The following is a 15,873-nucleotide window of genomic DNA, read 5'->3' on the forward strand; positions in this document are numbered from 1 at the left end:
TTTTATTTTTCAAATACGTAATAATGATAACTAAGGTTTAGGTTTTTAACGAACCAATTCAAAATTTTACCAAATGTTTTTAAGGAAGTTGGTAATGTTTTTGAGTAATCAATAAAACCGAGTAGGACAGGACTTGTCCAGTCTTCGTTTTTGATTTGTTTGAATCCAATGCTTTCTAATTCTTGAACGGTTTCTTTCACAAGTTTTAAATTCCCTTTAGGAATCAGAAACGGAAGGTATAACCACCAAAAGATTTTCATAGTTTTATTTTTAACTTGGAAATGAGTAAATACTAGTTTCCCACCAGGTTCTAAAACTCGGTAACTTTCCTGATAAAATTTGTTTAGGTTTTCGAAATGGTAAGCTGCATCCAAAGAAAAGATATATTGGTAAGAAGAATCTTGAAATCCTTTTATCTCTTCCCAGCTACCTTGGAGAAAGGGTTTAACGTTTGTATTCGTTGAAACAAACAATTGTTCTGCGAATTCGGATTGTTCTCCAGGAAGATTGATGGCAGATAGAACTTTTGGATTGTATTCTTTCGACCAATACACCAAACTCCCGCCAAGCCCCGATCCAACTTCTAAAATTTTAGATTTCGGTTTTAGGTCGCATCCTTTGGCAAATTCAGATATAAATCTGATTCCCGCGGTTTTGTAGGAAGTATCCCCCGTCCAAAATCCAAAATTAGAGACGAAGTAGGGAGGTGATTGGGGAAAGACGGAAACAGGTGATTTTGAAAAGGGGAAGGGTGTCATTTTTTACTTGATAGAATCTTATACCCTGCTGGGTATGTGGTATGAGCCTTTCGGAAAACCAAACCAAACTGATCCATCGTATCAATCGAATCCAGGGACAGCTGGAAGCAATCAAGAATACAATCACAGCAGAAGAAAAAGACTGTGAAAAAGCCATTTTGCTTTTAAAAGCCGCCCACCAAGCAATGAAAAAATTTGGCGAGGCATACATTCATGAGTATATGGATGGATGTTTTAAAGAAAAGAAATCGACTCAAAGCATTGAATCTGATGTAAAAAAAGCCATTACTGCCGCATTCTCCCTCTAAATTTTCTCTAAAAACCAACCAAAGAAAACAGATAAAAACTTGCTATACATACCCCATGGGTATGTATAGACTTATAGTCATATACTATAGGGGGTATGGTAATGTTTTTGGCTTCGACAAAAACCTGGTATTTGGAGCGATTGGTTTATCTCATCGCTGGCCTTTTCAGTTTGGTGGGTGTTTCTCTAGGTACTTTGGTATCACCTTGGTGGTATCTTTTGAATCTAGTTGTGGGATTTAACTTGGTGATGTTTTCATTGATTGGTTTTTGTCCTATGGCCATTCTCTTGAACAAACTCGGTTTTGAACCCAGAGTTCGGGATTAAGACCATGAAACCGATCATTAGCATTTTGCTTTTGATATTTCCGATGGCTCTCTTTGCTGGAGCCATCGGGTTTGATGACTTGTGGAAAAGAATAGAGGAGAACTCTTCTGCAAGAAAATCGAAATACTTAGAATGGAAGGCAGGAGAGATCGCAAAAGATAGATCCGACAAACATTGGTTACCAAGAGTGTATACAGATTTACGTACCTTCCAAACAAATGACCCCACTCTTAATTTTATGGGGAAACTAAGCCAACGGAGTGCAACAGATTCCGATTTTTCTACCGCTTCCACAAGATATAGAGCTGGAAACTTTTTAGATTCAAATAACCAGCCTTATTCGACTTTAAATTCAAATACGATGAATTTAATTGCTAAAGATACTTTAAACTATCCAGGAACTCATACTTATTCTCGCGGTACCTTGGGAATGGATTTACCTTTGTATGAAGGTGGATCCGGAAAAACGATGGCGGAGATGAATGACAAAAGATCTGTCGGTCTTAAATTTGAGTGGCTCGCCATTCGCGATAGAGAATTTGCACAAACAGGCTTTTATTACAGAGCAATTCAAACATTAAATGAATATAAAAGTAGATTAGAAAAAATAAAAAAAACTGAATCTAAATTTCAATCCAACTATTCATTAGGAAATAAAGGTAATCCCGTTGGATATGCTGGTTATTTAGCATTAAAATCAATTAAGAATCAGATTACTCTTCTTGAAAAACAATCTGATCTACAGATAAATGATTACAAAACAACTCTCTATGTTTTATCAGATTTACTTCCTTCTGATTTAGAAATCACTGAGTCGGATTTAAATGTATTTTTAGATACATATTTTAAACGTCCAAGCGGGTATGAAAGATCCAACCAGATGAATGCTCAAATCAAATATGCTGAGGGTGAACGACTTAAAGTAGATTTGGAAACGGCAAAGTTTTTACCTAAAGTCGCTGCTTATTCGGAAGCTTACGGATATCATGGGAGTCGGGATACTTCTAATGCTTACCAAGCTGGAGTTTATCTACAAATGAACTTATATAATCCCAAAGATATGGGCGTTATCGAAGAATCTAAACTAAATGCAGAGGCTGCGTTAAAAAAAATTGAAGAGAAAACCAAAGAAGAAGAAGCACATGTGAAATCGCTTTTTCAAAAAGAAATTTCTCTGAAAGAGAGTTTAGATTTGGTAAAAGAAACAGTAAAATACCAAGAAGAACAAGTTGTGAATATGCAAAGGCTCTTTCAAAGCGGAGCCATCAATGCCATTCAATTTGCGGAAACATTAAATAAATCTTTAGAATTATCCCGAGTACTTATGGAAACTGAAATCGCTGTTTTGCAAGTAAGAACAGAGATATCGTTATTTTCAAATCATGGAGAGACAAATGAATCCACTGGAAGAAATTAGAAAGGGATTTGCAGGCAGACTTGCTGAAACTTTTTTACATTCGAGACTTACACCAGTCATTGCAGTTGCTAGTTTGGTATTAGGGTTGTTTGCGGTATATTTGACTCCTAAAGAAGAGGAACCGCAAATATCTGTTCCTATGATAGATATCCAAATTCCAGCGCCTGGATTTTCACCTGAAGAAACGGAACGTAAGGTGACTGAGTTTGTAGAACGAGCAGTTTGGGGATTGGAAGGTGTTGAATATGTTTATTCTACGAGTAAATGGCACGGAAGTTATATTACTGTTCGGTTTAAAGTAGGGGAACCTATCGAACCTTCGCTACTTAAGATTCATCATAAACTAATGGAAGTGAAAAATATCCTACCCCGAAACACACAGAATCCAATTGTTAAATCTTATTCCATTGATGATGTTCCGTTCCTTGCATTAAGTTTTAGTTCCGAAAACATAGACGATTATACTTTGCGACAACGAGTCGCTCCACTTGCCCGTGAACTTTCTTCAACCCCTGATCTCGCAAATGTACAGATATTAGGTGGTTTAAAGAAGGTGGTTCGGGTAAAGGTGGATCCAAACCTTCTTGTTCGATATGGAGTCACTGCAATCGAAGTTGCGACAAGTTTGGAACAAAACGATGCTTTGATCCCTGCTGGGAAAAATTGGTCCGCTGATTCCATTATGGATATCGAAGTTGGCGGTGTACTCAAAAAAATATCTGATGTCAAACGTCTTCCTGTAGCGCAACGAGGTGGGCGTGTGGTTCTCATCCAAGACTTAGCAGTTGTTGAGGAAGGGCCAGAAGAAAGGACAAGGTCTTCTCTACTTTTTGATAAATCTCTTGGAGAAGGAAAAAGGAATGCAGTCACTATTGTTTTTGCTAAACGCAAAGGAACAAATGTGGTGAATTTATCTAAGGATTTATTAGAAAGAGCTAATTTATTTCAAAAAGATTTACCAAAAGAAATTCGTTTGAGTGTGATTCGTGATTACGGAAGTACCGCGGAAGATAAATCACATGAGCTCATTGAACACTTATTGATTGCCACTATTTCTGTTACAGTCCTGATCGCACTTTGGATGGGATGGAGATCTGCACTTGTGGTTGCCATTGCAATTCCGGTGACTCTTGCACTTACTTTAGCAATTTATTATTTCCTTGGTTACACACTGAACCGAGTGACTTTGTTTGCGTTAATCTTTTCTATCGGTATTCTTGTGGATGATGCCATTGTTGTCGTAGAAAATATAGAACGACATTTGGAAGAAAATCCGAAATTAGGAATCATCCGTGCTACACTCGTTGCTGTTTCAGAAGTAGGTAATCCGACAATCCTTGCTACTTTTACTGTAATTGCGGCCATTCTACCGATGGCATTTGTTCGTGGCCTTATGGGGCCTTATATGAAACCCATTCCAGTTGGGGCAAGTTTAGCAATGATTCTATCACTTATTGTTGCTTTTGTCATCACTCCATGGGCATCGGTTCGTCTGTTAAAAGAAAATCATACTCATGCAGAGAGTGGATCATTAGAACGTAAAATCTCTAAACTCGACGTGATTTATATCCGTTTTATGAATTGGTTACTCGGGTTCAAAAAGAACGCCACCGTCTTTGGTGCCATTACCATTGGACTTTTACTGATTTCGATGGCTTTTGTTGGATTTAAATGGGTGAAGGTAAAGATGTTGCCTTTTGACAACAAAGAAGAGTTTCAGGTTTTAATCGATTATAAACCGGAAACAACACTGAATCAGAGTATGAGTCATACCGAGGAGTTAACAAAGCTCCTGTTGAAAAACACCAACGTAGAAAAAATTCAAATTTTTGCTGGGGAAGCCGCACCGTTTTCTTTTTCGGGTATGGTGAAACACTCTTTTCTTCGTAATCTCGATTCGATGAATGATTTACAGGTCATTCTAAAGAATAAAAATAATCGAAAAGAATCAAGTCATGAAATCATAGAAAGTCTAAGATTCGACATACAAAAGTTTGGTGAAATGTATGGGGCTGTAACGAAAGTGTTGGAAATCCCTCCAGGACCTCCGGTGATGGCAACTATGGTTGCGGAGGTGTATGGTCCTACCGCACTTGAAAGGAAACGTGTCACAGAAGAAATTTATCAAGTATTTAGCGAAGAACCAAGTGTCGTCGATTTGGATACATCACTTAGAAATGGTCGTCCAAAGATAGTCTACCCAATTGATTTTGAAAAATCAGGACTTTATGGAATTAAAACTTCTGCTCTGGCTTATACGGGCTCCATCCTGTTTTCTGAATCGCCGTTAGTCAGTTTGGCGACTTCAGAAGAGCCGGAAGAAGTCACTGTAAATCTTTCTGTGATTCAAAGTTTCCGCGGCTCTACAAATCCATTCCAAAATCAAAACATAATGTCTATGGAGTCGGGAGTCATCTCTTCAGAACGTGTTTTAGGAAAACCTCATTTGGAAGAAGACCGTGCCCTTTATCGTAAAAATTTAAAACCGGTCAACTATGTGATGAGCGAACTTTCTGGTATGGAGGAAGCTCCCGTTTATGGGATGTTGAAACTTGCACCGAAAATCAAATATCAAACACAAACCGCTGAAGTACCTTGGAATACAACGAAACCTGTGATTAAGTGGGATGGTGAGTGGTTTATCACCTATGAGGTGTTCCGTGATCTTGGCGGAGCTTTTGCGGTGGTGATATTACTCATTTATGTTTTGGTTTTAGGATGGTTTAAAAGTTATACTGTCCCGCTCGTGATTATGGCGCCAATTCCCATTTCACTGATTGGAATTTTACCAGGTCATTTTATGATGGGAGCTTACTTTACGGCAACGTCTATGATAGGTTTTATTGCTGGAGCGGGGATCATTGTTCGAAACTCGATCATCCTTGTAGATTTTATTGAAGGAGAAATCAAAAAAGGTGTCGAACTGAAAGAAGCTGTCGTGCATGCAGGAGTAGTGCGGTTTCGCCCAATGTTACTGACTGCTTCTGCCGTGGTTGTTGGATCTTTTGTCATGTTATTTGATCCAATCTTTCAAGGTCTTGCCATCTCACTTATGTTTGGTGAAATTGCCGCTACGGTTCTCAGTCGGTTTGCGGTTCCGGTTTTATACTACTGGTTTATCGGGAAATCAAGACAAGGTGTGATCAAACATGGATAAAAGACTATCGTTTTTAAATTAAATACTAAAAGCGGATTCTAATAAAAAAAGGCTGAAATGTTTTCAGCCTTTAAGTCAAAACCTATGGTAAAAACCAAAGATTTCTAATCAGACAGAATCATTAACGAGTTCCCTCGTTTTTAATTTCACTATGATTCTTATACAATCCAGTGGCTGTTAAAGAAGGTGCTCTAACATGACCTGTGTATTGTGTATAAGTAGTGCTTCCACTTACGATGGAAGATTGGCATTTATCAAGTCCACCAGCACGGTTGTATCCGCAGGAAGAGTGGTATGCCACAGCATAGTCGTCTTCTCCTGGAAGGATTGCAGACGGTCCAAAAGCACCTTTATAACCAGGTACATGGTTGATCTGAATTCCACCTGTGTTGTTGTGATTGAATGCGCCACGTGCAGTGGATACGATGAGAGATTTGTCCATCGCATTTCCTGCAAATCCAAATGTTACTCCATTTAATGCAGAGGCAAGTTCCGATCCACCAGAAGCCGCAGCAAGAGCTGTTACTTTTGTAAGATTGAATCCTTTTGCCGATGCTGTAGAACCTAGGTTTGACAACCAGAATTCTATCGCATAACACCCTGCAGAGTGACAAACGATTTTGCAAGAGTTAGACCCTTTGCAGTAGTTCGTAAGTCCGGTTGCAATATTTGTTTGTGCACGGGCAGATCCGTAAGTTCTTGGGTCAGAAGTTCCATCGTAACCGATGAAAATTTTAGATCCGGAAACTGTATTCGCAGAGGTTCCCCAATACGAATTTACGTCTGTCGTTCCCACGCCGTTGTGGTTTTTGTCTGATTTACCGTGAATGAACACGGTGTATGTTTGTGCACTGAGCGATCCTGCAAACAGCATCGCAAGTACAGTGGTTATGGTTCTTCGCATTTTTTTTTCCCTTTCCTGATTTTCTATATTACGACACAAATTGCAAAATTAAGTCAAATATGTCAAATTATATATCTTTGGGGCAAAAAAAAGGCCAGCCGATGGGGCTGACCTCTTTTCCTTTCTTCTTTTAAGAAGAACGAAGGTTTCGGTGGCTTACCGATATCCTTCCGATTTGATTTCGCTGTGGTCTAGGTAAAGACCAGTAGCCGTTACAGAGGGAGCACGGTAGTGTCCTGTGTATTGGGTGTAAGTTACGTTAGAGTTGAAAGGCCAAATTCCTTCGCTTTGAGTGAGGGAAGATTGGCATTTGTTCAGTCCACCTGCTTTGTTGTATCCGCAAGAAGAGTGGTATGCCACAGCATAATCATCTTCTCCAGGAAGGATTGCTGATGCACCAAACATTCCTTTGTAACCAGGAACATGATTTACCGCAACTCCTGCAGTGTTGTTGTGATTGAATGCGCCACGTGCAGTGGATACGATGAGAGATTTGTCCATCGCGTTTCCTGCGAACCCAAATGTGATTCCGTTCAGAGCAGAAGCGAGTTCCGATCCACCAGAAGCCGCAGCAAGAGCTGTTACTTTTGTGAGATTAAATCCTTTTGCTGACGCCGTAGAACCTAGGTTAGACAACCAATATTCGATCGCGTAACATCCAGCAGAGTGACAAACAATTTTACAAGTGTTTGCGCCTTTGCAGTAGTTCGTAAGTCCAGTGGCAATGTTTGTTTGTGCACGAGAAGTTCCGTAAGTTCTTGGGTCAGAAGTTCCATCGTAACCGATGAAAATTTTAGATCCAGAAACAGAACTAGTGGAAGATCCCCAGTATCCATTTACATCTGTGGTTCCCACACCGTTGTGGTTTTTGTCTGACTTACCGTGAATGAACACAGTGTAAGTTTGTGCACTGAGCGATCCTGCAAACAGCATCGCAAGTATTGTTGTGATTGAGCTACGCATCCCTTTTTTCCTTTTCCTTTCTATTTAAATGAAACCTATGTAATTTGATTATCTCCAACCTTCGGTTTTGATTTGTCCGTGGTCGAGATAAAGTCCTGTGGAAGATACAGATGGTGCACGGTAGTGTCCACTGTATTGGTTGTATGTTTTATTAGATCCAAATGGCCAGAGACCTTCATATTGAGTGAGGGACGCCTGACATTTGTTAAGTCCACCAGCACGGTTGTATGCACAAGAAGAGTGATAAGCGACAGCATAATCATCTTCTCCTGGAAGGATGGCAGATGCGCCAAACATTCCTTTGTAACCAGGGACATGGTTCACCGCAACTCCTGCAGTGTTGTTGTGATTGAATGCACCACGTGCCGTTGTAACGATGAGAGATTTGTCCATTGCGTTCCCACCAAAACCGAAAGTGATTCCGTTGAGTGCGTTCGCAAGCTCCGATCCACCAGAAGCCGCAGCAAGAGCTGTTACTTTTGTAAGATTGAATCCTTTTGCAGAAGCCGTAGAACCTAGGTTAGACAACCAATATTCGATGGCATAACATCCTGCCGAGTGACAAACAATTTTACAAGAGTTTGATCCTTTGCAGTAGTTTGTAAGTCCGGTCGCAATATTTGTTTGTGCACGGGAAGAACCGTAGGATCTCGGGTCGCTAGTCCCATCGTAGCCAATAAAAATTCGAGTTCCACTGACCGAGTTTACTGAGGATCCCCAGTATCCGTTTACGTCCGTAGTTCCTACCCCGTTGTGGTTTTTGTCAGATTTTCCATGAATGAAGACTGTGTAAGTTTGGGCACTTAGGGATCCCGCTAAAAAAACGGCTGTTAGTGTGGCTAATATCTTTCGCATTTTGATATCCTGGTTCAAAGATGTGTTCCCTTTGTTTTATAAGTTTGGCAAAAGATTGACAAGAAATTTTTTTCCAAATTTAGACAAATTTTTAACATAAATTTGACATTGTCAGGGTTTTTTGGACAGGACTAGGGCTAGAACCTAGGATTTTGCTAGGGGGATGCGGATGGTAAAAAGGGTTTTCCCGGGTTCGCTTTCCACATGGATGTTTCCATTGTGGTTTTCGATGATCTTTTGGACGATGGAAAGGCCAAGTCCCGTACCCATTCCGAGTTCCTTGGTGGTGAAAAAAGGTTCAAAGATACGAGGAAGGATTTCTTCCGGAATGCCTTTGCCATTGTCTTCAATTAGGACCAAAGCTTCCGTTTGTTCGTCTTTTAGTAGAATTCGGATTTTCCCCCCTTCCTTCGGGCAGGCTTGGATGGAGTTGTAGATCAGGTTTGTCCAAACTTGAACCAGTTCATCGGCGTGTCCGAGAATCACTGGGTCTCCCTCCACCTTCCAATCAATTTCGATGTTTTGTTTCCAACTTGTGGAATACATAGAAAGAACTGAATCGATTCCCTCTTTGAGAGAGAGGAGTTTTTGAGATTCTTTGGGTCCAGAATAGGAATGGTGTTTGAGTGCAAAAACAATTTTAGAAGCTCTTTCAACAGCGGTTTCAATAATCCCCAAATGGAATCCAATCACAAATTCATTTAGTTGCGATTGGAAAGTGAGTTTTCCTTCTTCCGTATCAAATAGTTGTTGGTATTCTTCTGGAACCACTTCCATCTTAAAATCAAAACAAGTATCAGCAAGGGAGATTGGATCGGGAATGGATTTGGATTTAAAAAATGCGATAAGTTCCTTTTTTCTTTTGAATCTTGAGGTAACTTCTGAACGTTTTTGGTCTTTAAACTCTGCAATGAATTTTTCTGCTAAAAGATCGTTGGCTGATTTGTTTTGATTGGTTCCAAAACTTTGCCCGTCTTTGATAAATTGAACACTCCCTTTAATGGCTGCTAGTGGGTTGTTGATCTCATGTGCTACGCTCGCGGCAATTTTGCCAAGAGTGGACATTCTTTCTGCTTGTAAGAGTTGTTCTTGGGTTTCTCTTAATTCTAAAATGGTTTGGTTTAGGGAAAGAGTTCGTTCTTCGATTTTTTGTTCTAATTGGAGTCTTGCATCCCGAACGATGGATATCATTTCATTGAAGCTATTGGATAACTCACCGATTTCATCTCTACTCGAAACTTTTACGGTAACAAATAGATCCCCCGCTTGCATTTTTCTGATTCCTGCAAGTAATCTTGTCAAAGGATAAACAATACTCGTTTTATGTAAAACCGGGTATAACATAAAGATGGTAAATAAGGAGAATAAAAGAGTAACGATTAGCCAAACTACTGTTTGATGGACTGTGTTTCTATATTCAATATAAGGGATTGCAATGAAAAAGTGATGGTTTTTAGCATGGAAGTCGGATGTCCAATAAATTCCATTTGGATCGGAGGAAAAAGATTCCAGTTTAAAGGATTCAAAGGTTGCTGGTCTATCTTGAAACTTCTTTATGATTTTTGCTGTATGGTCGGTTTTATTAATTCGAAAATTCTGGTTTTGAATATCAATGACTAGTTCCGTAAGATAAACAAAGGGATAAGTTGAACCTAACTCTAGTTGCGTTTTGATACTATGTTTTTCCCTGCTCATCTCATTTTGAAAGTCTGCGCGAAATCGGTTAAAAAGAAAATTGGCTACAATCGAAAGTATTAAATATAAGACCGTTAAGTTAAAGGTCATGATTTTGAATCCAACCGTTGACGGAATTGTTTCTTGGTTGAGCGAAACCAGAACAAGAATTGTCATGATAATGACTGTTAGGTTGGTAAGTAAAAATAAAAAGGTAGGTTTACTAAAATAATTTAGGTCAACTAAAATGTCTGCAAAGGCCAAGGATATAATTCCTAAAATGGCTAAAAGAAATCCCCCCGTATTCCTTTTTTTGGATCCTTGGAATTTGAAAAATTTTACAGTCAGCGCAAGGATGGTATGCCCAAGGATGAGACACAAAACACCAGCAATCGAGAGAATTGAAAGTTGGACGATATGGGAAGAGGAGTGTTGGTTGGGAACATAGAATTCCATTTTGGGATCAAACTGGATTTCTCGGAAAAAGAAACCGGTCCCATTGGCAAGGATGGCCAAGGTAGCAAGGAGAATGTGGATCCGAAGGCTCCACGCTTTCCAACGGGGAAATCCATTTTCCTGAAACCCAAAGGCTAAGTGAGAAGTGGAAACACCCATAATCAAGATGGCAGGGTTTTTTAAAAAAACGAAAACATAAGCAGTCCAGGGGGCAACGAAAGAATTACAAATCGACCAAGCAACGGACCAGATAAAAAGGCAGGCTAGGGGGATGAGGAGACCACGAAAGGTAGGAGTTAGATCTTCCTTTCGAGACATAAAGTACGCAAAAGCAATCCCGCTCACCAAACAGAGGCCAAAATAGAAAAAACTATAAAGATTCAGTAAGGGAGCCAAGCAATCCAGGTATCCACGAGGTTTGACTTTAGGCAAGCATTTCGCGGTTCCGAGGGATTTTCTTTGGTGCGACGCACAAAATTAGGCTTGTCGAGAGAATCGCTCGCGAAACCATGGCCTTATTGTGCGATGCACAATTGAAAATCGGAACCAGAGGATCAAATGCGAAAAATAAAACCACTCACCCGAATCTTAGGAACAAGCTTTCTTGTCCTTGTTTTCCTTTTGGAGTCTTACGGGAAAATCAGTTCTGCCGGGAATACGGTCAGAAACGAATCTTCCAAAAGGAAATTAGAAGTTTATATCGCCAAATTCAGGCCGAACCTCTCTTCCCAGGAAAGATTGGAACTTGTTTCCGCTATGGAAAGAGCCTCACTCAACCTTCGATTGCCTACTGGAAATAAGCAGGAACGTTATGATAAACTGGGATTTCTTGTTGGTCTCATCCATACGGAATCTCAGTTTCACAAAAAAGCAAAGTCCCATAAAGGGTCACTTGGTCTGATGCAAGTGATGCCAGCGACAGCCAAATGGTTTGCTGCAAGAGAAGGAATTCCTTACCATTCGGAAAAAGATTTATATGATCCAGAAACCAATTTACAAATCGGAGTTTTGTATCTGAACTATTTGATCGAACGAACTGATTCTGTAGAGGCTGCTTTATTATCTTATAATGCAGGACTTGGTGGTTATAAACGATTTGGAGGCATTCCAGAGTATTCAAAATCTATTTTTAGATACTATGAAGATTGGAAATCAATGCCAGTTCCAACACAAGGTTTGATTTCTGAATCTGTCGCGAGTCTTCTTTCTATTTAAATTTTACTTTACATAGTTTTAAAACCGACAAGGCTCTTATCCGTTTTATAAACAAAAAGGATGGGAGCGTATGGATTTAATTCGTAGATACGGTGTGTATCTAGCAGCTGTTATATTGGTCGTTATTGGCCTTATCTTCTATATTTCCAAGGATAATAACGGTTCTGACCAAGATGCTAGCGAAAAGGCCAGACAAGAGCGGATGGCAAGTAGCTCTGATCCAACGCAAGGTGAAGATGGTTCAGTAAGTGGTTCTGATGGATCTGGTGGGATCCCAGATGATGGGGCCACTCCTGAATATATTTTAGAAAAATATTTAGAATGGTCTGAATACCCTCCGTTTTCTAGGCCTATGTCAATTTTAAATCATGACTTAGCCTTTCCTTTCATTATCGAAACTTCTCCCGATTATTCCATTGATCCAAAAACGAACGAACCTACTGGTTACGTATGTTTATTCCAACCCAAAACTTGGGCTGTGATTGGAAACAAAGACATGATGTATGTAACTTTAGAATGTCGTGACAAAGCAAGAAATCGAGTGAAGGTTTCTATTGATTCACACCAAGTGTTTAAAGAATGGGAAGGACAAAGGTATGGAGTTGTCAGCGCTTCTGTAAATGATAATGGAACTGATGGGGATCAAACGAGAGGAGATAATATTTTTACTTTTTCTTGGAAACCGCAAAAACCAGATTGGGGACAAATGTCTCTTGTGGCAGAAATCACTTACGGACCTGAGAACCTTAAAACCACTCTTACTTCTAGTTTCTTTTCTAGTCCCTCCATCCCCGCTGAATTTAATGGAGTGTTTTCCGATTCTCTACAAGATGGATCACTCATTGTAAGGGCAGTGGTTAATGTTTATAAAAAAGGAAAATATCATTTAGAGGCCAATTTAAAGGATGAAAAGAATGGGGAATACATCGCCTATGCTGTGTATGACGGTGATTTAGTATCTGGTTCCAATGAAGTTGAATTTACTTTTTTTGGAAAAATCCTTCGGGATAAAGATTTGGATGGTCCCTATTTAGCTACTTCCTTTCGTGGACATCGTGTGAATTTGCCTATTGACCCTGAATGGTTCAACCAAGGTGCAGAAGGGCTTCGCAAAATCCAAGCTGCAAAAACAACGGAACCGGATCGCGAACTAGTCATCCCTTATAAGGAAGAATATAAAACAAAATATTATAAAGTGGAATCCTTCTCGAATGCTGCTTGGGATTCAGCTGACAAACAAAATCGCATTCGTCAAATTAAATCAATACAGTAAACTATGTTAGAAAAAACTAAATCATTCATCAGAAAGAGACCTTTTCTTAGTCTCTTTCTTCTTTTCATTCTTACCCTTCCGATTTCCTTACATTTTTTGTTTTGGGGTCTTGTTGCTTTCAAAGCTCCGAATTACCAAGGAGAAATTGTTTCTGAGAAACTCACATCCAAGGCAACTGTGATTAGAGACGGAGCGGGAATTCCTCATATAGTGGCTGGGGATGCTAAGTCCGCCTATTTTGCGCTAGGTTATACAATGGCACAAGATCGGATTTTTCAGATGGAGTTACAAAGAAGAATCGGAAAAGGAGAACTTACAGAAATTTTTGGGGACAAACTCATCACCACAGACCAGTTTCTAAAATCACTTCTTTTGAAAAAAACAGCAGAAGAATATGTGAACCAAAAAAGTCATATCTACCCAGAAGCTTGGGACCAACTAGACTGGTTTTTAGATGGTGTGAATCATTTTCTTGCCGAAGACAATTTACCAATTGAATATACGATTCTTGGAATCAAACCAAAACCCTTTGATCGAGTGGATGCTATATCCTTTCTTTTTTATATGGGTTTTTCTTTTGCAGAAGGAATTAAATCGGATAGCCTTTATAGTATCATGGAATCGGAGTTAAAGGGCCGTTCTGCAAGTGAACTTTTCCCAAGATATGATTTTGAAAAGAATGCTACCATTTTGGAAACACAACCTGGAATTCCAAAATTAGCAAAAACAAATGATTCCCCAATTCAAAACCAAAAATGGGAAACTCAAAACAAAATCACTAGGTCTGATGTAGGCAGTCTAAAAAAACTTCTTTCCGCGGTCGATCATCTGCAGTTACCGATTGAGCCATTGGAAGGAAGTAATTCTTGGTTAGTGGGTCCAAGTCGATCCGAAAGTGGTGGGGCAGTCCTTGCTAATGATCCTCATATAGCTCTTTCCAATCCCGGAGCTTGGTATGAGGCTTATATTGAATATCCCGGGTATGAAAACTATGGCTATTTTCTTTCCATCATTCCTTTTCCCCTCATTGCACATAACAGAGACAAGGCATGGGGACTTACCATGTTGGAACAAGATGATGTAAACTTGTATTTAGAAACCATCGAAGGTGGAAAATTTAAAAACGGAAACGTTTGGAAAGATCTGACTTATTACCGTGACCCTATCCGTAAAAAAGATGGAACAGAAATTCCTTTTGAAGTCGGAATTACAAACCACGGTCCGCTCATCACAGAACATATCAAAGGTTACAAAGGTAGACCCGTTAGTTTGTACTGGACTCATCACCATTTAGAAAACCCACTTCTCGATGTGCTTTTCCAAATGGGAAAATCTAAATCTTATACCGAGTTAGATTCCGCTTCTTCTATGATTGGTGCCCCTGGACTTAATTTCAGTTATGCGGATAAAAATGGAAACATTGCTTACTATGCGGTGGGAAGATTCCCGATTCTAAAGTCTGGGAACTCACGAAAAATTCTGGAAGGTTCTACGGGGGAAAATGAGGTAATTGGATATGTTCCCGCAAAAAACAATCCAAAGATCATCAACCCTAAAAATGGAATCATTGTGACCGCAAATAACCAAGTCACTGACAAACCACTTCCCGGACTTGGTAAACCAGATGGAAATTGGCAACCACCAGATCGTTTTCAAAGGTTAGTTGGAATTTTGGAGACGAAAGAGAAGTGGAGTTTAGAAGAACTTGCCTCCATCCAAAATGATACAGTTTCCTCTTTTGCACCAGAGTATTTGGATCTTGTTTTGTCTTCTGTAAAAGATGCAAAAACTCCAAATGGAAAAAAAGTATTAGGAATCTTAAAACATTGGAACTTCGAACATTTTCCTGAATCCCAGGGAGCTGCTGTTTACGATGTATTCTTTTATATCACTCTTCGAGAGTTGTTAATTGATGAAATGGGTTCCGCCAACTTTGAGTTATATGGTGATATGGCTGAATATTGGAATGCCTACCGTCGTTTTGTGCGAAATCCAGAGTCTCCTTATTGGGATGATTTACGTACGGAAGGAATTTTGGAAACAAGGGAAGATATTTTGAAAAGGTCAATTGAAGAGACGGGGAAATATTTAGAGGCAAAACTTTCTGCTTCTCCAAGCCTTTGGACCTGGAAAAATTTATATAAAATCAAACACCCTCATCCTTTGGGAGTGTTACCCCTTATCGGCGGAATTTTTGACATAGGACCGCTTCCCGCTGCTGGTGGGACAGAGGTGGTGAATAACCTGAAATACAAACTCATGAAAGAAGATTGGACTGCATTTGCTGGCCCATCCAAAAGGAGAGTGATTGATTACGGTCGATTCGAAGAATCTGTAACGCAGCTTCCCATTGGAAACAGTGGAAACCTCGCCAGTCCCTTCTATGGAAATTTAGTAGATGACTATATCAATGGAATTCATAGAAAAATTCTATATTCGAAGGAACAAGTGGGTGAAGGTAAGTTCCGTTTGGAATTTAGACCTCGCTAAACTCAGCATTTTCCCCACCGTTTTCGGTGGGGATTCTCGTTTTTCTACTCTTAAAGATTTCCTTTTGGTCGATCCTT

At 39.7% G+C, this 15,873-nt stretch carries 12 protein-coding genes; 7 read left to right on the plus strand and 5 right to left on the minus strand.

Features of this window, described 5'->3' with window-relative positions; genetic code table 11:
• Window positions 1-2: 2 nt before the first annotated feature.
• Complete coding sequence (locus tag CH361_RS13415) at window positions 3-758, minus strand: SAM-dependent methyltransferase (RefSeq protein WP_100791329.1); 756 nt, start codon at window positions 756-758, stop codon at window positions 3-5.
• Between the two features lie 41 nt (window positions 759-799).
• On the opposite strand from CH361_RS13415, the gene CH361_RS13420 reads away from it, so the two are divergent.
• The 4 genes from CH361_RS13420 to CH361_RS13435 all read left to right on the plus strand — a co-directional run bounded on the left by CH361_RS13420 (window position 800) and on the right by CH361_RS13435 (window position 5,966).
• Window positions 800-1,066 carry a metal-sensitive transcriptional regulator gene (locus tag CH361_RS13420; protein WP_100791330.1) on the plus strand — a complete coding sequence of 89 codons (267 nt, stop codon included), beginning with the start codon at window positions 800-802 and terminating at the stop codon, window positions 1,064-1,066.
• A 101-nt stretch (window positions 1,067-1,167) separates the two neighbouring features.
• Complete coding sequence (locus tag CH361_RS13425) at window positions 1,168-1,392, plus strand: YgaP family membrane protein (RefSeq protein WP_100791331.1); 225 nt, start codon at window positions 1,168-1,170, stop codon at window positions 1,390-1,392.
• 4 nt (window positions 1,393-1,396) lie between these two features.
• A complete protein-coding gene (locus CH361_RS13430) occupies window positions 1,397-2,809 on the plus strand; it encodes a TolC family protein (protein ID WP_100791332.1) in 1,413 nt (470 codons plus the stop codon).
• Window positions 2,787-5,966 (plus strand): efflux RND transporter permease subunit, encoded by a 3,180-nt coding sequence (locus CH361_RS13435; RefSeq protein ID WP_100791333.1) that lies wholly within the window; start codon window positions 2,787-2,789, stop codon window positions 5,964-5,966. Before CH361_RS13430 ends, CH361_RS13435 begins: the two co-directional genes overlap by 23 nt.
• Before the next feature lie 121 nt (window positions 5,967-6,087).
• Here the strand turns inward: CH361_RS13435 and CH361_RS13440 are convergent, their stop codons facing one another.
• From CH361_RS13440 to CH361_RS13455, 4 genes are all read right to left on the minus strand, one after another.
• On the minus strand, window positions 6,088-6,870 hold the full coding sequence (locus tag CH361_RS13440; protein ID WP_100791334.1) for a hypothetical protein: 783 nt from the start codon (window positions 6,868-6,870) through the stop codon (window positions 6,088-6,090).
• A 156-nt stretch (window positions 6,871-7,026) separates the two neighbouring features.
• Window positions 7,027-7,833, minus strand: a complete 807-nt coding sequence (locus tag CH361_RS13445) for a hypothetical protein (protein WP_100791335.1) — start codon at window positions 7,831-7,833, stop codon at window positions 7,027-7,029.
• 48 nt (window positions 7,834-7,881) lie between these two features.
• Window positions 7,882-8,688: a hypothetical protein gene (locus CH361_RS13450; RefSeq protein WP_100791336.1), complete on the minus strand. Its 807-nt coding sequence runs from the start codon at window positions 8,686-8,688 to the stop codon at window positions 7,882-7,884.
• 144 nt (window positions 8,689-8,832) lie between these two features.
• The gene (locus CH361_RS13455; protein ID WP_100791526.1) at window positions 8,833-11,214 is read right to left on the minus strand and encodes a HAMP domain-containing sensor histidine kinase; all 2,382 of its coding nucleotides are present in this window, start codon (window positions 11,212-11,214) and stop codon (window positions 8,833-8,835) included.
• Window positions 11,215-11,376: 162 nt separating this feature from the next.
• Here CH361_RS13455 and CH361_RS13460 point away from each other — a divergent pair, with 162 nt between their 5' ends.
• The 3 genes from CH361_RS13460 (at window position 11,377) to CH361_RS13470 (ending at window position 15,796) form a co-directional block, all read left to right on the plus strand.
• A complete protein-coding gene (locus CH361_RS13460) occupies window positions 11,377-12,033 on the plus strand; it encodes a transglycosylase SLT domain-containing protein (protein WP_100791337.1) in 657 nt (218 codons plus the stop codon).
• Between the two features lie 70 nt (window positions 12,034-12,103).
• Window positions 12,104-13,306 carry a hypothetical protein gene (locus tag CH361_RS13465; RefSeq protein ID WP_100791338.1) on the plus strand — a complete coding sequence of 401 codons (1,203 nt, stop codon included), beginning with the start codon at window positions 12,104-12,106 and terminating at the stop codon, window positions 13,304-13,306.
• A gap of 3 nt (window positions 13,307-13,309) precedes the next feature.
• A complete protein-coding gene (locus tag CH361_RS13470) occupies window positions 13,310-15,796 on the plus strand; it encodes a penicillin acylase family protein (RefSeq protein ID WP_100791339.1) in 2,487 nt (828 codons plus the stop codon).
• The last annotated feature ends 77 nt before the right edge of the window (window positions 15,797-15,873 follow it).

Source organism: Leptospira brenneri (assembly GCF_002812125.1).
Taxonomy (GTDB): Bacteria; Spirochaetota; Leptospiria; order Leptospirales; family Leptospiraceae; genus Leptospira_A; species Leptospira_A brenneri.